We start from the raw sequence: 23,938 nt of genomic DNA, 5'->3' as shown, positions 1-23,938 counted from the left end.
ATGTTTACCAATGTGAATCGGTAAACATCTTTTTTTAGTTTCCTTTTTGTACTTCAATTACTTTATTTGTTTGTGGTAAGGCTTTGTAACCGTGAGCTAGAAATGCTTTGTCAACTTCTTTTGCAGCTGTGCTACCATATAAATCTTTTGTAGCTTGTACAATGTGCGAGTGAAGAGACTCGAAATCCTCTGCTGATGTTGCATAGTTTTGCAATGCGCGCATAACAATTTTACTTATTTTATCGTTACCTTGTTTTGTGACGGTTACACCGTTATATGTTTTTCCTTCTGCTAATTGATAAAGAACGTGGCTAATAATACCTGAGTTTACGTGAGATTCTTGGCTATTTCCATCTTTATAAAAGTCTTGTAAATTTGTGTATAGTTTTTGACCACCATCACCAATTTCATTTGGAATATCACGAATTGTTAGGCCACCTAGTGTGTCCCCCATAATCCAATTTCCTTTGTCTTTCTTTACATAAAACTCTATTTGCGTTCCCCAGAAGTCAGCAAGACCTTCGTTTAATGCGTTTGTTTCATCGCTTGGATATTTTACAACGTTATTTTTTGTTGTTCCGCTAAATACGGCGTGTCCAAATTCGTGTGCTGTTACATCGATAGCGGATGTCAATTTTCCATTTAAGCCATCACCAAACACCATTTGGTTCCAGGCTGGGTGCCAAAATGCATTTACATAGTCTGTCTTTACACCGTCACTTACCTCTGTAGAATCGAATCCGTGCACACTTGCAACAATTTTTGTATTTTTATTATCATAACTTTTTAGATTGTGCTGTGTTTTAAAGTAATCATAAATAGCACTCATGTTTTTCATAACACCAGCGGCTTCTTTATCAGCAAATGTAGTCGTTTTACTAGAAACTAGTGTGCCGGGATAGCCTGCTTGATTATCCCCGCCTTTTGAATCTGCATAGTTTGCATCATAAATATAAATACCGTTACCACGCGTTAAATCAGCTAAATAAAATTTTCCATCAGATCCTTTCGCGATATTAAATAATACATTTTCTAGTAGTGCGTTTACGCCAGTTCCTTGTTCTTTTGCTAGGGATAACTGTGGAGCAGCAGCTTGTTTAACAGGTTGCTGTTCCTTATTTTTTATCATCTTTTCTTGGAACAACATTTCACCATGGATTAAATCAATAATTGCGTGACCGCTAATGATTTGATCATTATTTTCGTATGTAAATGTAATAACATCTGCATATGTGTAGCTGCTGTCTTGTTTTTTATAAATAACAGTTTCGCTAGCGAATTCTTTTTCTAATGCATCGTTTGGAATTTGGAGAGCGCTTCGTAAGGAAGATTTTACTTCATTTTTCGACAAAAAATTTGTTATAGTAAGATTAGGTTGTTTTTCTAAATTTTGGGCAACTTTACCACTGACAGTTGTAATGACTCCATTTTTATCTACTTTTACAATGAGGTCTTGTCCATATACTTTATAACTTTTATATGTTTGAGTAAGGCGTACTTCTGTTTGATTTTCTTTTGTTTCTTTGTTTGTAAGTTGGAAATCAACACTTTTTTCAGTGGTAACTTGTTCTTGCTGTGCTTTGGCACCTTGTACTTCACCTTTTAAGTACTTTTTTGCGATATTTTCTTTCGTATCGTTTTGAGGTTCTGTTAATTTTCCGATTGTTAGACCGGGCTGAGCAACTTCAACTTGTACTTGATTTTTATCAATTTCTTGAGCATGAATTGCTTCAGTTGATAATGGACAGAGCAGGCCGAAAGCAAGAAGGGCACTAGTAATTTTTTTGTAATTCATCTCTAACACTCCTAATCTAGTATTTGTATGAGATGAATTGTAAGGGGAATTTGCCGAATTTTGTATAAATTATGCAATATTTCATACCGGAAATTGTCGAAATGGCATTATTGTAGTGGTATGACCTATTTTAAAAATAGATTGTTATAAAACAGGATGGTGAGCTAACATGCATGCACAAAAACTGGGAGCCGAAATTAAAAAGATTAGAATGATGAGAGGTTTAACACAAAAGCAGTTAGCTGATAACATATGTCATCAATCGGAAGTAAGTAGAATTGAATCGGGGGTAGTATATCCAAGCATGGACATACTTCAGGGAATTGCAGCGAAGTTACAAGTACCTATCATTCATTTTTATGAAGTACTCGCTTATTCTGATATTGAACGAAAAAAACAATTTAAAGATCAAATTCAAATGTTATGCAAAAAAAAGAAATACGAAGAAATTTATAAGAAGGTATGGGATGAACTAAAGAAAGAGGAAGATCATCCAGAATTTCAACAGTTTCTTCTTTGGCACTATCACTTATCGGCGTATGTGTTAAAAAAAGTGAATTATGAATACTGCATTTTGGAATTAAAAAAATTAATACATAAGCAGTTGATAGGTATAGATGTATTTCAAAATTTATATATAGAAAATTCAATTGCAAGTATTTATGCGGAAAATAAATACTTCCAAAAAAGTATTAAACTTTATCAACATATTTTAAAACAGCTGGAGTCGTTACATAGTAACGAGGAATTTGCTATAAAAGTTGGCTATAATTATGCAAAGGCATTGTATTTAGATGAACAGTATAAGAAAGCGCTTCACCAAGTTGAAATAGCAATTGAAACATCATGCCGCACTAGTAACATGACACTTATCGGTCAGCTATACTATCAAAAAGGAGAATGCCTTGAAAAACTAGGGTACTCGGAAAATGAAAGTAGGGTAGCTTATGAAAAAGCTTTTTTCTTTTTTGAACTTTTAGATTTACACACTTATAAGGACATTCTTCTAAAAAAGGTGAATATGTGAAAAGGGTGAAACTGAATAGTATCGAATATGCATAATTGCATTTTATAAGGATAATTTCCTATGTTATATTAAAATAAAAAGATATGGGGATGGAATTATGAAAAAAATTATTATTGGTAGTTTATTGACATTAGCAATGTTAGCGGGTATTTCGTTTGGAGATGCGTTAGTAGATCAAAATCAAGCAGTAACAAATCATGGTGAAGTAGTACAGCTAGCTTCTGACTTACCATTTGAACATTAAAATAAAAAGAAACAATCGTCCTGGTTAGACGATTGTTTTTTTAGTAGATTAGATTTTTTGAACTTGTGTTTCTTTTTGTAACAATCTCCATACTTCTTCGGCATAGATAGGTTTACTAATTAAGAAGCCTTGAATTTGGTCGCACTGTTTATCACCTAAAAACGACCATTGCTCGGTGGTCTCTACTCCTTCAGCGATTACGGTTAATTGTAAATTCTTTGCTAGTGTAATAATTGAAGACATAATTGCTTCTTCAAGTGGATTATTTTCAATTTCTTTAATAAATTCACGTGCGATTTTCAATGTATGAATTGGATATTTTGTTAAATAAGATAGTGAGCTGTATCCAGTGCCAAAATCATCAATTGAAATTTTGACACCTAGTTGTTGCATTTGTTCTAACTTTTCAATTACCGTTTGCTCTTTATTAATCGCAATACTTTCTGTAATTTCTAAGTCGAGTGCTTCTGGAGGCAATTGTGTTTCCTTCAGAACTTGGGAGATTGTTGAGATTAAATCTTCATGATTAAACTGAGCCGGCGATAAATTGACACCTACTTTTAGATGGGAAAATCCGTTTTGATGCCATTCTTTTGCTTGTTTACAAGCAGTGCGCAGAACCCATTCCCCGAGACGGATAATAAATCCAGTTTCCTCAGCGATTGGAATAAACTCTGCAGGGGAAACGATACCAAGTTTTGGATGCTTCCACCGAACGAGTGCTTCAAATCCAATAATTTTTTTTGATTTTGTATTTACTTGTGGCTGATATTGTAAGTAAAACTCATTATGCTCTAGCGCTTTCATAAGTTCATTTTCAAGAAAGTATTCCTTATGTTCAATAGTGCTCATTTCCTGTGAGAAGAAAGTGAATTTGTTTTTTCCAGCTGCTTTTGCACGGTACATGGCGATATCAGCATGTTTCATCAATTCTGTAGCATTTGTTCCATCAAACGGATAAGTTGCAATACCGATACTTGGTGTTATTGTGAATTCGTATTCTTTAATAGAAATCGGTTTGTTTAATTCCTGTAATAAGCGATTTGCTACGAGAGAAGCTTCTTGTTTTGAGAAAGTATCCGGTAAGAAGATTGTAAATTCATCTCCGCCTTGACGAGCAACAACATCTTTTTGTCGTAAACAGCTCTGAAGTCGATTGGCTACTTCAATTAAGAGTAAATCACCCACGTCATGACCGAGTCGATCGTTAATTTTCTTAAATCGATCTAAGTCTAAAAATAGGACAGAAACAGTAGTATCCCGTTTACGTGCATCTTGCAAAGCTTCTAATAATTCTTTTTCAAATTTCCTACGGTTTGGAAGCCCAGTTAGTGCATCATGAAATGCCATGTGTTCGACTTGTTGTTGCTTTATTTTCAGCTCAGTAATATCACGAGCAATCCCAAACATACCAATAATTTTTTCTTCAACAGTTGTTGGTATTAATGTGATATGCAAATGATGATATATCCCCTTTTTTGTGTATGTTCGTACTTCGAATGTTTGGGGAAGTCCCTTTTTTGCAATGTGCAGGGCAGTCTGTGCTTCAAAACGATCTTCATCTACAATGAACTGTAAGAAAGAATGCCCAATAAATTCGTTATAGTAAGATTCGAATAAGTTTGTACAGGCCCAGTTCGCATGTTGAAAATTCCCGTCCATATCGAGTGAGAAAACAGCATCTGGATGTTCTTCAAATAACGACTTATATTGTTGTTCGCTCTTGGAAAGCGCCTGAATTCCTTCTTTTACTTTTACTTCTAGTTGTTCGTTTAAACTCTGATATGTGTATAACAATTTTTTATTTTCTTTCCACATAAGCATTTGCCGAAAGAGCAATAATGTAAGGGGAATGGCTAATCCTGCGAATAGCTCTTTTCCTTTCACATTATTAGATAACGTAAGAAATAGGGTTGCAAGAATGCTTACATAAGGAAGAAATAAACGAGCATAATTGAAACGATCGTATTTCTCGCTATTTACTTGTAGTGTTGTATCTTTTGGTTTATATAGAAGACTAGATAATCCAATTAATAAAAGAGAAGTAGTATGAACAAAGTAGGTTAATTCATGTGAAGGATAAACTCCTCTAACATTTTGATATAAACATATATATCCGTATACAAGGGCGATTAGAAACGCTCCGATTAATATCTTTCTACTAGCTGTGTATCGCGGTTCGCTTTTGCAAAAGCTAATTAGGGCATACACAAAGAGAGATTGTACAATGAAATAAAAGGTCATCATCCGCATATTTAGAGACAAATTATCTATAGTTTCGATATCTAATATAATGTTAAACATAAAGTAGATGGTTATTATGATAATAAACACACTATCAAATAGAAATCGTAAAAATGTAGTTATTGGTTGCTTATGTATAAGTTCATAGCTGAAAGCGACAAATAATAAAGCATATTGCAAAAGAAAGAAGGGTACAACATCGTAAGAAAAAACTTCTTGTTCATAAATAGATAAGGTTTTTAAAAATAAGGTGATTTCCATTATGAAGCCGGATATACCTGTACATAGAATGAGTATCCAAAATGTTTTTGTTGGCCTTTTACTAATATAAATTGCCTTTAATAGTCCCAAAAAGGAAATTATAGCAGCAAAATAAAAAAAGAAAAGAATCCCCAATTCTTTACTAGAAGTATGTGAAGGAACTATTAAAATCCATATGAGAAATATAAGAATATACATAGAAACAAAAGTGATATATATTTTCTGCTGTCGCATGACATAACTCCGTTTCAACTATAAGTGTTATATATAAATAATAACATATAATTTATTTGAGAGATTATAAAGATACGATAAAAAGTCACCATTCGAGTGTAGCGCTGCCCCGTCGTTTTATTCCTCTCATAGCTGAAAGATCCTCTGTTAATTTGAAAAGTGCTAAATCTTTCTGTTTACTTTCAATCATAATATCGAAGTCTTGATTCAGTTCTTTTGCTATGGATAGAAAGCTTTGAATAAATGGAACATCAATATAGTTAGAATGTGCCCGGAATTCTTTTTCTGATTTTGGGGAAGAGATATGAACTTTTGGAACGGTATTTGTATGGTTCCACGTTGCAAAAATAGATGGGAGTAATACTTCTAATGAATCTTCACATGAATTTGCCACATGATGGTGATAATCGAAGACAAAAGGAATTTGTTCTCGTTTGCAAACAGTTAATGTTTCAGCCGCTGTATATGTTTTATCATCATTTTCAAGTGTCATTTGCTTTTTAATATGAGCAGGAAGCTTTTTGATATTATCATGAAAACGCAGTAAAGCCTGTTCCTTATTTCCGTATGCTCCTCCAACATGAATGTTTATGTAAGAAGAATCTGCAATGTTCATTGCATCTAGTAAATTGTAGTGATACGTCATATCGTGAACAGCATTTGTTGTAATATGCGGCTTATCGCTCGTAAATAATGTAAATTGATTTGGATGAAAACTTACGCGCAAATGATGTTTTTTGATAAGGTTCCCCATTTCTTCCCATAAGTTTTTAAACGTATAGATGTAATCGAATTTTACTTCAGGGTGTGTTGCCAATGGAACAATAGAAGAGGATAGACGATATAATTTAATTTCATGTGCGATATTGTAGTGCAAGATGCGTAATGTATGCAAAATATTTTGTTTTGTTACTTCATATAACTTTTCATCGCGTTCTTGTTTGTTCATTTGTTTCCATCTTGTAAATGTCATCGTTTTTGCAGGAGAACAGTCCCACAATGCAAGTGCATGTGAGACATAACCCAATCTTATTTTCATACGTATCTCGCCTTTCATGTATTTATAGAAAAAAAGCAAGGACCGTTCCAATCCATTCTTTTCCCTTGCCTAAAAGAGAGTGAGGAGAAACATCTTGAATTGAAAGTAAAACGGAAGCTTCTAAATCTTGATTAATTTCTTTCTTCACTTCTTCTAAAAATGGTGAGCCATATAATATACAATTGATTTCATGGTTCAGATATAGGCTTCTCAAATCAAAATTCGCAGTTCCAATATCACAAATACAACCATCTATCATTACAATTTTGGCATGAAAAAATCCATCTTGAAATTCGTAAATATGGCAGCCAGCTTTAATAAGCTGCCGGCAATACGGGAGTTTCGCTTCACGAACAAATGGATGATCAGCTTTTTTAGGTACGAGAATGGTAATACGAACGCCTCGTTTTTTTGCGCGTAGCAATGCATTCATTAACTTTTTCCCAGGGATAAAATAGGGCGTACCGATATACAGCTCTTTTGTTGCATTTTCAATTAAATCGAGAAATGTTTGCTGTAAATAAGCGCCATCAGTTGGTACGAATTGATGAGAAGTTTCTCCTTTTTTGAGTATCGGAAAGTAATGATTTTTATGCAATAAGTCTTCATTTGTATCATCGCGCCAATCGTGTAGAAATTGCGTTTGTAAGTCTTGTACGCCTTCTCCAGTAAGGCGTAAATGGTAATCACGCCACGGACCGAGTGCAGTATTATGCCCTAAGTATTCTTCGCCGATATTAAATCCTCCGATATAGCCAATTTTTCCGTCAATAATCGTAATTTTTCTATGGTTCCGTTGATTAGCGGAAAAAAAGAGAAATGGGAGCCGGATTTTATGACAAAATGAAAAATGTATGCCATGTTGTTTTAATTTATGAACCGTTTGTTTTGATAAATGATGGCTGCCAATCCGATCAAGGAGAAGGCGAACTTCAATACCTTGCTGTGCTTTTTCCATTAGAAGTTGTAAAAATGTATGGCTAATCTCATCGTTTTTTACGATAAAAAATAAAATATGTACGTGCTGCTTCGCCTGTTGTATATCAGTAAATAGCTCCTTATATAATGTTTGGCCATATGTATGGAGTTTAAAGTTACTATGGCGCAAAGGAAATGAACGAGGTTTAAGTTGTTTTAAATGAAGCTTTCTTCCATATATAAAGTCGAAAGTTAACCACAGTAAGATAAGTACAAGGAAGAGAAATAAAAAGTTCATGTATTCATTCCCTCCGCTATATTCATTTTTATTTCAACATTCGCGAGCGGTAAGAGTAGGGCTCATGTTGTTTTAGAAATAGTACTTATATTGTAGGCAAAAGCATGGAAAGCGATTCTATTCTGGGAAGACTTTTTATTTTCATGAGCTGGAGGTGAAGAAGAGAAGGGAATTGTAAAAAGAATATAGAAAGTATAAAGCATGCATAAAGTGAAACTTCCATTAGTATTTTTTTATTCCCACTGATGGAAGACCTGCCCAATCGGACACGTGCCAGCAGTTATCCCCCACCTATCTTCTTTGTTTCTCTCTACATAACGAGTTAATGTTATTTTATAGATACGTCTAAATCTTTAGCAGCTGTATTTAGGTTATCGCGGTTAACTTTAATGAGATTTAAAGCCTTGTTTTTATCTTTACTGTTTAATGCATCCTCTAATGCATCAAATTTGCTGTGCATATCATTCGCATATGTATCTCCTTTTTTGTCTTTCAGAGGACCAAGGATATTAGAATGATATTCCTCATGCATCCCTTCAAGCGTATCACCAGCACCTTTAAAATCGTCCTTGTTAACGTCTGCCTCGATGGTTGTTAGTCCATTTAACTCATCTTGTATTGCTTTTGTTATTTGAGTTTTACCAGGTACGGATTTTGATTGGTCCGATTGATCATGTGTATGTTTTTGTGCAGTGCTACATCCAGCTTGGCCTAAACCCAATAATAGAATGAGTGAAACTGTTAAAAAGCCTTTTACTCTCATTAGTTATATCTCCTTTTCATTCGTTTAACTACTACAGTTTTGTATGATGTTTTGTTTTAAACCACATCCATATACCTGTGATACTCAAAGTAACCATACAAATTGCACCCAAGTCAGTCAACCATATTATTGATATATTACCCAAAGCACCAGAATGAAGAGAAAAAAGGAACATTTGCATTTTCATTGCTGTATCGGAATTATATCCAATAAGAGAACGATGATTAAGTAATATTCCCGTTATCGCCATTATTAAAACTAACAAAGACCCAATTATTCCAGCAATTCGGTGAATCACTCTTAAAATTCGTAACATAAATTTATCCCCTCAATCAGCTGTATATACCTAACTAAACCATTACTATTCTTAATAGAAATATCAATCATTGCAGGTTTTTTTAAAAAAACAGAACATTTAAATTTAAATACAAACTTTTTTCTCAAAACTCTTACTTAGTATATGTTTCGTTAGTTCTTTTAACTACGTAGAAGAATTGTAAATGAATTCAACAAATTTTCACAAATCCCTCACACCTATTATATATATTAAAAATCGATTTAAAATTCTTCATGACATGTGTAAAGAGAAATAAGGACATGAAAGAAATAGGGGGAGAACAAAGTATGCTTGCAGGAGAACAAAAAGTAGACCACTCTGCAACAGAGAATGCAGATAAGTCAGAGGTTTCAAAGGCACAATCTTTATATCGTGCTGTGTGGCGTTGGCATTTTTATGCCGGTATTATTTTTGCTCCATTTGTTATTTTATTGGCAATTACAGGTATCATTTATTTGTTTAAGCCACAAATTGAGAATGTAATGTACAAAGATTATTACTATGTACAAGCAGGGCAAGAAAAGATGACAACCGAAAAGCAAATAGAAGCTGTTAAAAAAGCTTACCCTGATGCGTCTATCACACGATATAAACCTTCTTTTGCAGCAGACCGTTCAGCAGAAGTCGGCATCACTGATAAAAACAGAGTAATGACAGTATTTGTGAATCCCTATAATGGAAAAGTTTTAGGAAACTTAAAGAATGACGAGAAATTTATGAATGAAGTGGAGCGCCTGCACGGTAAACTTATGATAGGGACAGTAGGAGATCGAATTGTAGAAATGGCTGCTTGTTGGGCAATGATTTTACTTATTACTGGATTATATTTATGGTGGCCACGCAATAGAAAATCCATCTTCGGCACGCTCATCCCGAGATTTTTTAAAGGAAAGCGTATTATGTTAAGGGATCTACATTCTGTTCCTGCTTTCTGGTTCTCTTTATTTGTCTCTATTTTTATACTAACAGGTCTTCCTTGGTCTGGATTATGGGGAGATTTCATTAACCGGATTGCAACAACTACACATACAGGATATCCCACAGGATTATGGGACGGTAATTTACCAAATTCAACTGTTCCGTCTAAAGATATAGCGAAAGTTCCTTGGGCTGCAGAAAATTTGCCGGTTCCAGAGTCTAAGGTAGATGCAGCTCCTCTTTCTGTGGAACAAATCATGAAAATAGCAGACGAAAATAAAGTAGGGAAAGGATACTCTATTACCTTTCCAAAAGGAGAAAAAGGCGTATACACAGTAACTGTTTCTCCTGATAAACCAGAAGGACAAGCAACTTTGCATATTGACCAATATAGCGGGAAAGTGCTGGCAGATTTGCGTTTTAAGGATTATGGAATTCTGGCCAAAGCAATTTCTATCGGAGTGGCATTACATGAAGGGCATTACTTTGGCCTAGCAAACCAATTGTTAGATCTCATTATCTGTCTTGGCTTAATTGGTATTTCTTTGACAGGTGTTATGATGTGGTGGAAACGTAAGCCATCTGGTACGCTGGGTGCTCCTTCTTTACCAAAAAACTTCAAATTAATGAAAGGTACAGCAGTTCTTATTATTGTACTAGGTATTGTGTTCCCGTTAGTGGGTGCTTCATTACTTGCTGCTCTTGCACTGGATTGGTTGGTAATAAAGAGACTACCGTCTGTGAAAAAATGGGTAGGATAATAAATTGTAGCATACTGTTTTAGAGTACTTATAGAGTGAAGAGGAATATATGAAAAAGAAAATTTTATCCTATATAGCAGCTGGTGTTTTAATAGCAATTGGTGTGTATCTGTTTATGGGCCACACCAATAAAACACAGGAAACGAAAGATACATCTACACCACCTTGCCATATAAAGAAATAGAATGCAGGAATTACTTGTATTAAATGTCCGTAAAAGTTAAGCTTTACGGACATTTTTATTAAGGGTGAAATTCTTTTAGCTTTACGTATATAAGTATAAAAATATATTGAAATCAATTATGAGAGAAGATTACACGAAAAGGAGTGTGAACACGGAGAATTGGAAGGTGTTGTTTGTAAATTCTGAAGAACAGGCGCCTTAATGATTGGATTTTCAAACAAGATAGAACCATTTGCACAATTGCTATTTCGTGTCTATGCCAAATTAACAAAACAAGTTCCTGTTTTATCTAGGTATGACCATACAACATATAGTGATATGTTGTAGTGAAACTAAATCATGTAACAGGAAACATAACAACGACAAGCTCAATATCCCTATTGTGTTGTCCTCATCGACGATTTGTTTTGATATTGATATTTTATTATGCAACTACCCCAATTTGCGTTGTCTGACAACAAAGGGTATAGAAAAAATAAATTGTTGTATAACAAAAAACTGTTGACTGAATGCTCACTCATCATATAATGGAAATAGGGACTATAAATTCAGAAAATTATTTATTTTTGAAGATTCGAAAAAGGGGATATTACACGGAGAGGGGTTGGCAGAAACATGAATAGCTTATTAATTGTGAATTGGTTGGCGACAATCGCCATCATCGCGTATGCAGCATATTTATTTGTATATCTCATACGAACGAGAATTACCTACATACAATTAGGAAAGAAAGTAGAATTTGATCGCCGCTTCAAAGAAAGATGGGATCTTATTAAGGGGAATGTCTTCGGACAAAAGAAGCTCCTTAAAGATAAAAAGAGCGGTATCATGCATGTTATGTTTTTTTACGGATTTATTCTTGTCCAGTTTGGAGCAATTGACTTCATATGGAAAGGCTTAGCACCAGGATCACATCTTCCACTTGGACCGCTATACTCTGCATTTACATTCTTCCAAGAAATCGTCACACTTATCATTTTAATCGCAGTCTTTTGGGCTTTTTATAGAAGGTATATTGAAAAACTTGTGCGCTTAAAACGCAATTTTAAAGCGGGACTCGTTTTAATTTTTATCGGCGGCTTAATGTTATCTGTTCTCCTTGGTAATGGAATGGGGATCATTTGGCATGGCGAGGAATTATCATGGAGTGAACCAATTGCTTCTGCAATCGCTTACTTATTCTCTGGAATTGGTGAAACAGCTGCGACTGTTGTGTTCTATTTTGCGTGGTGGCTGCATCTACTTATTTTATTAACGTTTTTAGTTTACGTCCCACAATCGAAGCACGCACATTTAATTGCAGGACCAGCAAACGTATATTTTAGCCGTTTAACAAACCCAGGGAAATTAGAAAAAATCGATTTTGAAGACGAAACACAAGAAACATTTGGTGTTGGAAAAATTGAAGATTTCAAACAAACGCAGCTTATTGATTTATACGCATGCGTAGAGTGCGGTCGCTGCACGAATATGTGCCCGGCAACAGGCACTGGTAAGATGCTATCACCGATGGATCTGATTTTAAAATTGCGTGATCATTTAACGGATAAAGGCGCAGCGGTGACATCGCGCGCACCATGGGTTCCAACTGTTGCATTTAATAATACAAAAGGTAATCAGTTAGCCATGATGGCGGCTGGAGATGGACAACATGAATCTGCAGCAACATTGGCATACAACCCAAGCTTAATTGGTGATGTCATTACAGAAACAGAAATTTGGGCTTGTACAACGTGCCGTAACTGTGAAGACCAATGTCCAGTTATGAATGAACATGTTGATAAAATTATTGATTTACGCCGCTATCTTGTTTTAACAGAAGGAAAAATGGACCCAGAGGCGCAGCGTGCTCTGACAAACATCGAGCGTCAAGGCAATCCTTGGGGGCTGAATCGTAAAGAGCGTGAAACTTGGCGCACGATGGAAGAAGAAGTTTCCATTCCAACTGTGAAAGAGAAAGCGAAAGCAGGGGAAGAGTTTGAATATTTATTCTGGGTAGGCTCTATGGGATCATATGATAACCGCAGCCAAAAAATTGCGTTATCATTTGCGAAGCTGATGAACGAAGCTGGTATTTCCTTTGCTATCCTCGGAAATAAAGAGAAAAACTCAGGGGATACACCGCGCCGTCTTGGAAACGAATTTGTCTTCCAGGAGATGGCGAACAAGAATATTGAAGAGTTTGAGAAAGCGGGCGTCAAGAAAATCGTGACAATTGACCCGCACGCATATAACACATTTAAAAATGAGTATCCGGACTTTGGCTTACAAACAGAAGTCTATCATCATACAGAATTGTTAGCACAGTGGGTGAAAGAAGGTCGCTTAAAACCAGTTCACCGCGTAGAAGAAACGATTACGTATCACGATTCTTGTTATTTAGGGCGCTACAACGAAGTGTACGAAGCGCCGCGCAATATTTTAAAAGCGATTCCAGGCGTGAACCTCATTGAAATGGAGCGTAACCGTGAAACAGGAATGTGCTGCGGAGCGGGCGGCGGTCTGATGTGGATGGAAGAGACTGCTGGTTCTCGTATTAACGTTGCACGTACAGAGCAAGCACTTGCTACGTCACCGACGATCATCGGTACGGGTTGCCCGTATTGCTTAACGATGATCAGCGATGGTACGAAGGCAAAAGAAGTAGAAGAACGCGTACAAACCCTTGATATAACAGAGATTTTAGAGCGCTCTGTCATCGGGTCAAAGAAAGAAGCAATGTAACATGTAAGAATTCGTACAACTTTAGAAAAAAGGGGGTGCAAAAGTTGCACCTCTTTCTCACAACAGCTGCACTGAACGAGCGTTCAATCAACGCCGTAAAATGAAGAAATGGGGGAATATGTTTTGACAAGAACAGTAATTTTAAGTGCTGCAAGAACACCTGTTGGGAAGTTTGGGGGAGCTTTAAAGGATGTAAAGGCAACGGAGCTTGGAGGAATTGCAATTGGAGCGGCATTAGAGCGTGCGAATGTTGCAGCAAGTGATATTGAAGAAGTTGTATTTGGAGCGGTTATTCAAGGTGGACAGGGACAAATTCCATCACGCCAGGCGGCAAGAGAAGCAGGGATTCCATGGGAGACGCGCACAGAAACAGTCAATAAAGTATGTGCTTCTGGACTTCGTGCAGTAACATTAGCAGATCAAATTATTCGTGTCGGAGATCAATCGTTAATTGTAGCAGGCGGTATGGAATCGATGAGTAATAGTCCATATATTTTACGCGGTGCACGTTGGGGATATCGCATGGGACATAACGAGGTTGTTGACTTAAACGTGGCAGATGGCTTAACGTGCTCATTTTCTGGCGTGCATATGGGTGTGTACGGCGGAGATGTTGCGAAAGAAGATGGTATTTCCCGCGAAATGCAAGACGAGTGGGCATGCCGCAGTCATATGCGCGCCGTTGCATCACGTAAGGAAGGCCGATTTGAAGAAGAAATTGTACCTGTATCTGTGCCGCAGCGAAAAGGCGAGCCAATAGTTGTTGCTCACGATGAAGCGCCGCGCGAAGATACAACAGTTGAAAAACTAGCAAAATTAAAACCTGTATTTGATAAGAATGCAGCGGTTACCGCAGGGAATGCACCAGGTTTAAATGATGGTGCGGCAGCGCTTGTATTAATGAGTGAAGAGCGTGCAAAGCAAGAGGGAAGAAAGCCGCTTGCGACAATTTTAGGCCATACAGCGATTGCGGTTGAAGCGAAGGATTTTCCGAGAACACCAGGTTATGCCATTAACGAGCTATTAAAGAAAACAGGTAAGAAAGTAGAAGAGATTGATTTATTTGAGATTAATGAAGCATTTGCGGCTGTAGCGATTGCAAGTGCAAATATTGCAGGTATTGATCCAGAAAAGATTAACGTAAACGGCGGAGCAGTTGCGATGGGACATCCAATCGGAGCAAGCGGTGCGCGCATTATCGTTACGCTTATTCATGCATTAAAGCAGCGCGGCGGCGGAATCGGGATTGCATCTATTTGCAGCGGCGGCGGTCAAGGCGACGCAATTATGATTGAGGTTCACTAAAAAAGGGGGTTATAAACATGACGGTACAAAACATTGTTGTAATTGGTTCGGGACAAATGGGATCGGGAATTGCACAAGTATGTGCGATGGCAGGCTATGACGTATATATGCAAGATTTAAAACAAGAACAGTTAGACCGCGGCATGGGGATTATTACGAAAAATTTATCGAGGCAAGTCGAGAAAGGCCGTATGAGTGAAGAGGATAAGCAGGCAACATTAAATCGTCTTACAACAACACTTACACTTGACTGCGTGAAAGAAGCAGATCTTGTCATTGAAGCAGCTGTAGAGAGAATGGACATTAAAAAACAAATTTTTACAAATTTAGACGAGTTAGCGCCTGAACATACGATTTTAGCAACAAATACATCATCGCTGCCAATTACCGAAATCGCAGCTGCTACGAATCGTCCGGAAAAAGTGATCGGCATGCACTTTATGAATCCAGTTCCGGTTATGAAGCTTGTTGAGATTATTCGTGGTTTAGCAACAGAGGATGTTGTATATGAAACGATTGAAGATATTACAAAGAAAATCGGCAAAGTTCCAGTTGAAGTAAATGACTTCCCAGGATTCGTTTCGAACCGCATTTTATTGCCAATGATTAACGAAGCAATTTATACGCTATATGAAGGTGTGGCAACGAAAGAAGCAATTGATGAAGTTATGAAGCTGGGCATGAATCATCCGATGGGCCCGTTGACACTCGCTGATTTTATTGGCTTAGATACGTGTCTATACATTATGGAAGTACTGCACGAAGGATTAGGAGATAGCAAATATCGTCCATGTCCGTTACTTCGTAAATACGTGAACGCAGGCTGGTTAGGGCGCAAGACAGGCCGCGGTTTTTACGTTTACGAATAATATACTTCGGTAGGGCACCTCTTTGCATGCACTAGTGGTCTTACCAAATAGTTGAATTACTATATAAAACAATTTGAGGTGGAGCATATGAACTTTCAATTTACAGAAGAACAACAAATGATGCGTAAAATGGTTCGAGACTTCGCTCAAAAGGAAATTTCCCCCTTTGTTCCTACTATGGAACAAGGGGTGTTTCCTAGAGAAGTCTTAAAGAAAATGGGCGAGCTTGGACTGATGGGAATTCCAATTCCAGCGAAATACGGCGGAGCGGAAATGGACTTTATTTCATATATTTTAGCAATTAATGAGCTTTCAAAAGTAAGCGCTACAATAGGTGTAATTTTAGCAGTACATACCTCTGTTGGAACGAATCCTATTTTGTATTTTGGAACAGAGGAGCAAAAGCAAAAGTATATTCCTAAGTTAGCAGCTGGTGAATATTTAGGAGCGTTTGCATTGACAGAGCCAGGTGCCGGATCAGATGCAGGAAGTTTGAAATCAAGAGCAGTTAGATGCGGTGATGAATACGTAATTAATGGCTCAAAAGTATTTATCACAAACGGCGGCGAGGCAGATACATATATTGTCTTTGCTTCTACGAATCCGGATGCGGGTACACGCGGGATATCGGCATTTATTGTTGAGAAAGATACACCGGGTTTAATTGTTGGAAAAGATGAGCACAAAATGGGATTATTAGGTTCTCGTACAGTGCAATTAACGTTTGAAGATATGAAGGTTCCTGCTGAGAATTTGCTTGGCGAAGAGGGCCAAGGTTTTAAAGTGGCAATGGCAAATTTGGACGTTGGTCGCATCGGTATTGGGGCGCAGTCACTTGGCATCGCTGAAGCGGCGCTTGCATGTGCTACGGATTATGCGAAAGATCGTCATCAATTTGGGAAGCCGATTGCTGCGCAGCAAGGATTAGGCTTTAAGCTAGCGGATATGGCAACATCTGTTGAAGCAGCACGTCTACTCGTATACCGTGCAGCGTCATTAAGGGCGCAAGGCTTATCGTGCGGGAAGGAAGCGTCAATTGCAAAATTATTTGCTTCCAAAACAGCAGTAGAAGTTGCAATTGAAGCTGTGCAGGTGTTAGGCGGTTATGGCTATACAAAAGAGTATCCTGCTGAGCGCTTCTTCCGCGATGCAAAAATATGTGAGATTTATGAAGGCACAAGTGAGATTCAGCGCTTAGTTATTAGCAGAGCTTTGTAAGGAGGGAAATAGAGATGCATTTTAAACTATCAGAAGAACACGAAATGATTCGGAAAATGGTTCGTGACTTTGCGAGAAATGAAGTGGCACCAACGGCAGCGGAGCGCGACGAGGAAGAACGTTTTGACCGCGCTTTATTTGATCAAATGGCGGAGCTTGGCTTAACTGGTATTCCGTGGCCTGAAGAGTACGGCGGAATTGGAAGCGATTACTTAGCCTATGTGATTGCGGTAGAAGAGCTGTCGCGTGTTTGTGCATCTACAGGTGTAACGTTATCGGCGCACACATCGCTTGCAGGATGGCCAATTTTTAAATTTGGTACAGAGGAGCAAAAGCAGAAATATTTACGCCCAATGGCAGAAGGAAAGAAAATTGGCGCTTACGGCTTAACGGAGCCAGGTTCAGGCTCTGATGCTGGTGGAATGAAAACGACAGCAAAGCGTGACGGTGATCATTATATTCTAAACGGTTCGAAAATTTTCATTACAAATGGCGGAATTGCAGATATTTATGTTGTGTTTGCGCTGACAGATCCAGAATCAAAGCAACGCGGCACGAGCGCATTTATTGTTGAAAGCGATGCGCCTGGATTTTCTGTTGGAAAGAAAGAGAGCAAGCTCGGTATTCGTTCTTCACCAACGACGGAGATTATATTTGAAGACTGTCGCATTCCTGCTGAAAACTTACTTGGCGAGGAAGGTCAAGGCTTTAAAGTTGCGATGCAAACATTAGATGGCGGCCGTAATGGTATTGCCGCACAAGCAGTCGGCATCGCACAAGGTGCACTTGATGCTGCTGCTGATTATGCGAAGGAACGTCATCAATTTGGGAAGCCAATTGCTGTGCAGCAAGGGATTGGCTTTAAACTAGCAGATATGGCAACGGGAGTAGAGGCGGCACGTTTGTTAACATATCAAGCTGCTTGGCTTGAATCGGAAGGGCTGCCGTACGGCAAAGAATCGGCAATGTCGAAATTGTTTGCGGGAGATACAGCGATGAAAGTGACAACTGATGCTGTGCAAGTATTTGGAGGATATGGTTATACGAAAGATTATCCAGTTGAGCGCTTTATGCGTGATGCGAAGATTACGCAAATTTATGAAGGAACACAAGAAATTCAACGCCTTGTTATCTCACGTATGTTAACGAAGTAGAATCTAGAAGAAGCGTAGGGAATTTCCTACGCTTCTTCCTGCAAAATGACAGGAAAAGGGGTGAAGGAGATGGTTAAGCACAATGTACAAGCGTCTGTGAAAGATGAAAGACTTATTGCACTTCGGCGTGAGCAAATGATTAAAGGTGCTGTACAGCTCTTTAAACAAAAAGGGTTTCCGCGTACGACAACGAGAGAAATCGCGAAAGCAGCAGGCTTTAGCATTGGTACGCTCTATGAATATATTCGAACGAAAGATGATGTGCTTTATTTAGTGTGCGATAGCATTTATGAACATGTAAAAGAGCGCTTAGAGCAAGTGCTGTGCAGAGAAAAAGGCAGCGTTGATAGTTTAAGAGCCGCGATTACAAATTATTTTAAAGTTATGGATGAGCTGCAAGAAGAGGTTCTTATTATGTATCAAGAAGTTCGTTTTTTACCAAAGGAATCGCTGCCTTACGTATTAGAGAAAGAATTTCAAATGGTAGGGATGTTTGAAGATATTTTGCAGCAATGTGTTCAAAATAAGGTATTTACTTTAACAAAAAAAGAGATTCAACTGCTTGCTCATAATATTTTTATTCAAGGACAAATGTGGGGATTCCGGCGCTGGGCGTTGCAGAAACTTTATACATTGGAAGAATATACAGAAATGCAAATTCGTTATGTATTAAACGGTGCTCATATGATTCCAAGCCATATAAATCCAAATTAAAAAACGACATAAAAGCATTTTTTTAGGTGGGCGAGAGCATCTGGCCATGCATAGAAGCGGACAGGGATTTTTTCTGCCACATGCGAAGTTCAAATACAAGGAGAAAGCGAGTAGTGGCTTCCTTTTTTCTGCATAGCAGTAATCTATATGTCGAAAAATCAAAATGGATTCATATAAAAGGCGAAATAATCTTCAATATGTAGGGAAATCACTTTATGATTCCCTATTTTTTTTGTGGCATATTTGGTGAAGTTTTGTTTATAATGAATAGTATGGATTTTTTTAGAACAGGCCTTTATATAATTAGGATATATTTTAAGAAAGGAAGTGCCGCATAAGTGAATTTAAAGCAATATTCACCAGAAGAGCTAAAAGAATTGTCCATGATCGAAGCTGTACATAGCTTGTTAGAGGAAAAAAAACAAGCAACAACTTTTCACGATCTAGTTCAAGAAATTGCTCAATTACTGGGACTGTCTGAAGAGCAAGTTGCTGCGAGAATCGCACAATTTTATACAGATTTAAATATCGATGGGCGCTTTATCAATCTCGGAGAAAATCGTTGGGGACTACGCGGATGGTATCCATATGAGCAAATTGATGAAGAAATCTTACCTCAACCAAAAGCTAAGAAGAAGCGTAAGGTAGAAGAGGACGAGCTAGATGACTACATCGATGATGAAGAGGACGGCTTCGAAGAAGAGGCAGAGGAAGACTTTGACGAAGATGAAGAAGAAGATGTAGATGATCTTGATGAAATTCTGGATGAAGACGATGACGATCTTGAGGATCTAGAAGACGACGATGATTTCGCCGATGACGATGAGTTAGAATACGACGAATCATCAGAAGAAGAAGAGGAAGAACTGTAGTCCTTGACTTTTTATTATCGTCCATGTAGAATCATTTTTGGGCTCTTTAAAAAAGACGATAATAACTTTTACGTGTAAATATAAAAGAAAATTGCTCCCTACTTATTACTTTCAGTGATAAAGGGAGCAATTTTCTTTTTTGTTTTTTGTTTAGAAAAACGAAAGAGTCTAACAATAAGATAAGGTAAGTGTTATCTACATACGTTGCGATTTGCAGCGGTGATTATATAACAGCAAACTAGAAGGGAGTACTTTCATGACTAAGTATATTTTTGTCACAGGCGGTGTAGTATCTTCTTTAGGAAAAGGTATTACAGCAGCATCTTTAGGAAGACTTTTAAAAAACAGAGGACTAAACGTAACAATCCAAAAGTTTGATCCATACATTAACGTGGACCCAGGGACAATGAGCCCATACCAACACGGTGAGGTTTTCGTAACAGATGATGGTGCAGAAACAGACTTAGACCTTGGTCACTATGAGCGTTTCATCGATATTAACTTAAATAAATACAGCAACGTAACAACAGGTAAAATTTACTCTTCTGTTCTTCAAAAAGAGCGTCGTGGTGAATATTTAGGGGGAACAGTTCAAGTTATTCCTCACATTACAAACGAAATTAAAGAACGCGTATTCCGTGCGGGTCGTGAAACAAATGCAGACGTTATCATTACAGAAATCGGCGGAACTGTTGGTGACATCGAGTCTCTACCATTCCTAGAAGCAATTCGCCAAATTAAGAGCGATATTGGCCGTGACAACGTAATGTACATCCACTGTACATTAATCCCGTACTTAAAAGCAGCGGGTGAAATGAAAACAAAACCAACGCAGCACAGCGTTAAAGAACTTCGCAGCTTAGGTATTCAGCCAAACATTATCGTTGTTCGTACAGAACTTCCTGTTTCTCAAGATATGAAAGATAAGCTAGCGTTATTCTGCGATATTGATCCAAAAGCAGTAATTGAAGCACGCGATGCAGATACATTATATGCAGTTCCATTATCTCTTCAAGAGCAAAATATGGACCAAATCGTTTGCGATCACTTAAAACTAGACAATCCAACTGCAGACATGACAGAGTGGAATGCATTAGTAGAAAAAGTACGCAACCTGTCTAAGAAAACAAAAATCGCTCTTGTTGGTAAATATGTAGAGCTTCAAGATGCATACATTTCTGTTGTAGAAGCACTTCGTCATGCAGGTTATAAATTTGATACAGATGTAGAAGTGAAATGGGTAAATGCTGAGCACGTAACAGCAGAAAACGTGAAAGAATTAGTTGGCGATACAGATGGTATCCTTGTACCAGGTGGTTTCGGTGACCGCGGTGTTGAAGGTAAAATCGCTGCAATTCAATATGCACGTGAAAACAAAGTTCCATTCCTAGGAATTTGCTTAGGTATGCAACTTGCGTCAATCGAGTTTGCACGTAACGTATTAGGATTAGAAGGTGCGAACTCTTCTGAAATCAATCCTGACACGCCTTACGCAATTATCGATTTATTACCAGAACAAAAAGATGTAGAAGATTTAGGCGGTACACTTCGTCTTGGTCTATACCCATGTAAGCTTACACCAGAAACAAATGCTTACAACGCGTATAACGAGCCAGTTGTTTATGAGCGTCATCGTCATCGTTATGAGTTCAATAATCAATTCCGTCCAGATATGGAAAATGCAGGATTCATTTTCTCTGGTACAAGCCCAGACGGCCGTTTAGTAGAAATTATCGAATTAAAAGAACATCCTTGGTTCGTGGCATCACAGTTCCACCCAGAACTTGTATCTCGTCCAAATCGTCCGCAACCATTGTTCCGTGACTTCGTAGAAGCTTCTATTATTAATAAAGAAGGTAAGTAATAAGAAAAAGGCGTCCTATATAGGGCGCCTTTTTTTGTTACTCATATTCATTCATAATGTCATCGATTGTAAATTTTAATCCATGATATGCAAATAAAGCTGTTATTAAACTTGGAAAGCCATAGCGAGAGCCATCGTCATCTGGAATTAATGCTTTTACAAGTTTTGTATCGATATGTGCATCGGTGAATTGCTCTAGTGACAATTCGCCTTTTTGTTTTGCAGAAATACCAACAATGAAATGACCGTTTTCTTGCAACTGTTTTGCTAATGAAATGATATCTTCATCTGTGGAAAAGCGGCTGATAAGTAGTATGCGGTCAGAGGCAGTTACGTCTGCTTGTTTACTATCTTCAAATAGACGTTTTGCATTTTGCATAGGCTCGGATCCATATAAAGCCTCACAAATTACACCTTCCATCTCTTTCGTACCGTGCAAATAAATGTGGCCATCTCCAACTAATGCCTGTGCAAGTAAACGAGCGCTATCTTCTATATTCATCTCTTCTTTCTGAGCAATTCTTGTGAAATAGCCACCTAGCTGAGTGGAAAAAATTTTAAACATAAGGATGCTCCTTTCTAACGTGTTAGACGGCTTTCATTATAGCTTATTTTTTCATAAAGGTGCTAGCGCTAGTAAATAACAGGCGGTAAAATAAGAAAGAATAGGAAGGAATTTGATAAAAAGTAGCGAAAATAATCGAAAGAGATATGAGAAATATAAATTTTGTATTTATATAGAAAGGTTGGATAACATGGAAGGGAAAATCCTAATCGTTGATGATCAATACGGCATTCGTGTTTTATTACACGAGGTGTTTCAAAAGGAAGGTTATCAAACATTCCAAGCAGCAAACGGTTTTCAAGCCCTTGATATTGTGAAAAATGACTGTCCTGATTTAGTTATTTTAGATATGAAAATTCCAGGTATGGATGGAATTGAAATTTTAAAACATGTGAAAGAAATTAATCGAGACATTAAAGTGATTTTAATGACGGCTTATGGTGAATTAGATATGATTCAAGAAGCGAAAGACCTTGGTGCATTAATGCACTTTGCAAAGCCGTTTGATATTGATGAAATTCGCAGCGCTGTGCGAAAAGAAATTACGGTACAAGCGTAATCGTGAATTTTTTATTAAAAAATACAGAAAAAAGCGTTTTCATGGGCTGATGAGCAGGTGAATGCAGTTGAGTTTTTGGGTACAAGTTGGTATCCTATGGAGTGTAGAAAAAAGTCCGGTATGTGATTATACATATTTTTCCTTGTCGTGGTCATACTACCATCGATAAGAACTTATCGGATACAAAAAACGTTTTTTAGGAGGATTCACCATGCCTTTAGTTTCCATGAAAGAAATGCTAAACAAAGCGCTAGAAGGAAAATACGCAGTTGGCCAATTCAACATGAATAACTTAGAATGGACACAAGCTATCTTAGCTGCTGCGGAAGAAGAAAAATCTCCTGTAATTTTAGGCGTATCTGAGGGTGCAGCTCGTCATATGACTGGTTTCAAAACAGTTGTAGCTATGGTTAAAGCTTTAATCGAAGAAATGAACATCACTGTTCCTGTTGCGATTCACCTTGACCATGGTTCAAGCTTTGAAAAATGTAAAGAAGCAATTGATGCAGGTTTCACATCTGTAATGATCGACGCTTCTCACCACCCATTTGAAGAAAATATCGAGACTACTAAAAAAGTAGTAGAATATGCACATGCTCGTAACGTATCTGTAGAAGCTGAGCTTGGTACAGTTGGCGGACAAGAAGATGACGTAGTAGCTGAAGGTGTTATCTACGCTGATCCTCAAGAATGTAAAGAACTAGTAGCTGCAACAGGTATTGACTGTCTAGCTCCAGCATTAGGTTCTGTACATGGTCCTTACAAAGGTGAGCCTAACTTAGGATTCAAAGAAATGGAAGAAGTTCGTGACTTAACTGGTGTACCTTTAGTACTTCACGGTGGTACTGGTATCCCAACAGCTGACATCAAAAAAGCTATTTCTTTAGGTACTTCTAAAATTAACGTAAACACTGAAAACCAAATTGAGTTTACAAAAGCGGTTCGTGAAGTATTAAATAAAGACCAAGAAGTTTACGATCCTCGTAAATTTATCGGACCTGGTCGTGAAGCAATTAAAGCGACTGTAATCGGTAAAATTCGTGAATTTGGTTCTAACGGTCAAGCATAATT

21 protein-coding genes are annotated in these 23,938 nt (G+C 37.6%); 14 read left to right on the top strand and 7 right to left on the bottom strand.

The window, feature by feature from the left end; genetic code table 11:
- Positions 1-34: 34 nt before the first annotated feature.
- A complete protein-coding gene (locus tag AB1284_RS21980; RefSeq protein ID WP_429752993.1) occupies positions 35-1,795 on the bottom strand; it encodes a M4 family metallopeptidase in 1,761 nt (586 codons plus the stop codon).
- A gap of 169 nt (positions 1,796-1,964) precedes the next feature.
- On the opposite strand from AB1284_RS21980, the gene AB1284_RS21975 reads away from it, so the two are divergent.
- Positions 1,965-2,822 carry a helix-turn-helix domain-containing protein gene (locus tag AB1284_RS21975; RefSeq protein ID WP_429752994.1) on the top strand — a complete coding sequence of 286 codons (858 nt, stop codon included), beginning with the start codon at positions 1,965-1,967 and terminating at the stop codon, positions 2,820-2,822.
- Between the two features lie 97 nt (positions 2,823-2,919).
- Positions 2,920-3,066 carry a quorum-sensing peptide PapR gene (locus AB1284_RS21970; protein WP_429752995.1) on the top strand — a complete coding sequence of 49 codons (147 nt, stop codon included), beginning with the start codon at positions 2,920-2,922 and terminating at the stop codon, positions 3,064-3,066.
- A gap of 48 nt (positions 3,067-3,114) precedes the next feature.
- On the opposite strand, the gene AB1284_RS21965 is transcribed toward AB1284_RS21970, so the two are convergent.
- The 5 genes from AB1284_RS21965 to AB1284_RS21945 form a co-directional block, all read right to left on the bottom strand.
- Positions 3,115-5,805, bottom strand: a complete 2,691-nt coding sequence (locus AB1284_RS21965) for a DUF4084 domain-containing protein (protein WP_429752996.1) — start codon at positions 5,803-5,805, stop codon at positions 3,115-3,117.
- Positions 5,806-5,890: 85 nt separating this feature from the next.
- On the bottom strand, positions 5,891-6,844 hold the full coding sequence (gene uvsE / locus AB1284_RS21960; protein WP_429752997.1) for a UV DNA damage repair endonuclease UvsE: 954 nt from the start codon (positions 6,842-6,844) through the stop codon (positions 5,891-5,893).
- Between the two features lie 22 nt (positions 6,845-6,866).
- Complete coding sequence (gene cls, locus AB1284_RS21955; protein WP_429752998.1) at positions 6,867-8,060, bottom strand: cardiolipin synthase; 1,194 nt, start codon at positions 8,058-8,060, stop codon at positions 6,867-6,869.
- Between the two features lie 328 nt (positions 8,061-8,388).
- Entirely contained in the window at positions 8,389-8,823 is a 435-nt protein-coding gene (locus tag AB1284_RS21950) for a hypothetical protein (RefSeq protein ID WP_429752999.1), read from the bottom strand.
- A gap of 31 nt (positions 8,824-8,854) precedes the next feature.
- The gene (locus AB1284_RS21945) at positions 8,855-9,139 is read right to left on the bottom strand and encodes a hypothetical protein (RefSeq protein WP_429753000.1); all 285 of its coding nucleotides are present in this window, start codon (positions 9,137-9,139) and stop codon (positions 8,855-8,857) included.
- Positions 9,140-9,420: 281 nt separating this feature from the next.
- On the opposite strand from AB1284_RS21945, the gene AB1284_RS21940 reads away from it, so the two are divergent.
- The 10 genes from AB1284_RS21940 (at position 9,421) to pyrG (ending at position 21,743) form a co-directional block, all read left to right on the top strand.
- On the top strand, positions 9,421-10,839 hold the full coding sequence (locus AB1284_RS21940; RefSeq protein WP_429753001.1) for a PepSY-associated TM helix domain-containing protein: 1,419 nt from the start codon (positions 9,421-9,423) through the stop codon (positions 10,837-10,839).
- A 49-nt stretch (positions 10,840-10,888) separates the two neighbouring features.
- Complete coding sequence (locus AB1284_RS21935; RefSeq protein ID WP_429753002.1) at positions 10,889-11,023, top strand: hypothetical protein; 135 nt, start codon at positions 10,889-10,891, stop codon at positions 11,021-11,023.
- 615 nt (positions 11,024-11,638) lie between these two features.
- A complete protein-coding gene (locus AB1284_RS21930) occupies positions 11,639-13,747 on the top strand; it encodes a heterodisulfide reductase-related iron-sulfur binding cluster (RefSeq protein WP_429753003.1) in 2,109 nt (702 codons plus the stop codon).
- Positions 13,748-13,870: 123 nt separating this feature from the next.
- Entirely contained in the window at positions 13,871-15,052 is a 1,182-nt protein-coding gene (locus tag AB1284_RS21925) for an acetyl-CoA C-acetyltransferase (RefSeq protein WP_429761861.1), read from the top strand.
- A 17-nt stretch (positions 15,053-15,069) separates the two neighbouring features.
- Positions 15,070-15,921 (top strand): 3-hydroxybutyryl-CoA dehydrogenase, encoded by an 852-nt coding sequence (locus tag AB1284_RS21920; protein WP_429753005.1) that lies wholly within the window; start codon positions 15,070-15,072, stop codon positions 15,919-15,921.
- An 87-nt stretch (positions 15,922-16,008) separates the two neighbouring features.
- Positions 16,009-17,139 carry an acyl-CoA dehydrogenase gene (locus AB1284_RS21915; protein ID WP_429753006.1) on the top strand — a complete coding sequence of 377 codons (1,131 nt, stop codon included), beginning with the start codon at positions 16,009-16,011 and terminating at the stop codon, positions 17,137-17,139.
- Between the two features lie 14 nt (positions 17,140-17,153).
- Positions 17,154-18,293: an acyl-CoA dehydrogenase AcdA gene (acdA, locus tag AB1284_RS21910; protein WP_429753007.1), complete on the top strand. Its 1,140-nt coding sequence runs from the start codon at positions 17,154-17,156 to the stop codon at positions 18,291-18,293.
- A 69-nt stretch (positions 18,294-18,362) separates the two neighbouring features.
- A complete protein-coding gene (locus tag AB1284_RS21905; RefSeq protein WP_429753008.1) occupies positions 18,363-19,007 on the top strand; it encodes a TetR/AcrR family transcriptional regulator in 645 nt (214 codons plus the stop codon).
- 338 nt (positions 19,008-19,345) lie between these two features.
- Positions 19,346-19,879 (top strand): DNA-directed RNA polymerase subunit delta, encoded by a 534-nt coding sequence (gene rpoE / locus AB1284_RS21900; RefSeq protein WP_429753009.1) that lies wholly within the window; start codon positions 19,346-19,348, stop codon positions 19,877-19,879.
- A 256-nt stretch (positions 19,880-20,135) separates the two neighbouring features.
- Positions 20,136-21,743: a CTP synthase gene (pyrG, locus tag AB1284_RS21895; protein ID WP_429753010.1), complete on the top strand. Its 1,608-nt coding sequence runs from the start codon at positions 20,136-20,138 to the stop codon at positions 21,741-21,743.
- Positions 21,744-21,780: 37 nt separating this feature from the next.
- On the opposite strand, the gene AB1284_RS21890 is transcribed toward pyrG, so the two are convergent.
- On the bottom strand, positions 21,781-22,308 hold the full coding sequence (locus AB1284_RS21890) for a DUF2529 domain-containing protein (RefSeq protein WP_429753011.1): 528 nt from the start codon (positions 22,306-22,308) through the stop codon (positions 21,781-21,783).
- A gap of 190 nt (positions 22,309-22,498) precedes the next feature.
- On the opposite strand from AB1284_RS21890, the gene AB1284_RS21885 reads away from it, so the two are divergent.
- Complete coding sequence (locus tag AB1284_RS21885) at positions 22,499-22,867, top strand: response regulator (protein ID WP_429753012.1); 369 nt, start codon at positions 22,499-22,501, stop codon at positions 22,865-22,867.
- A gap of 211 nt (positions 22,868-23,078) precedes the next feature.
- Complete coding sequence (locus tag AB1284_RS21880; protein ID WP_429753013.1) at positions 23,079-23,936, top strand: class II fructose-bisphosphate aldolase; 858 nt, start codon at positions 23,079-23,081, stop codon at positions 23,934-23,936.
- The last annotated feature ends 2 nt before the right edge of the window (positions 23,937-23,938 follow it).

The sequence above is a fragment of the Bacillus sp. S2(2024) genome (assembly GCF_050474045.1).
GTDB lineage: Bacteria > Bacillota > Bacilli > Bacillales > Bacillaceae_G > Bacillus_A > Bacillus_A yunxiaonensis.
This window is presented reverse-complemented; position numbering and strand designations above follow the sequence as displayed.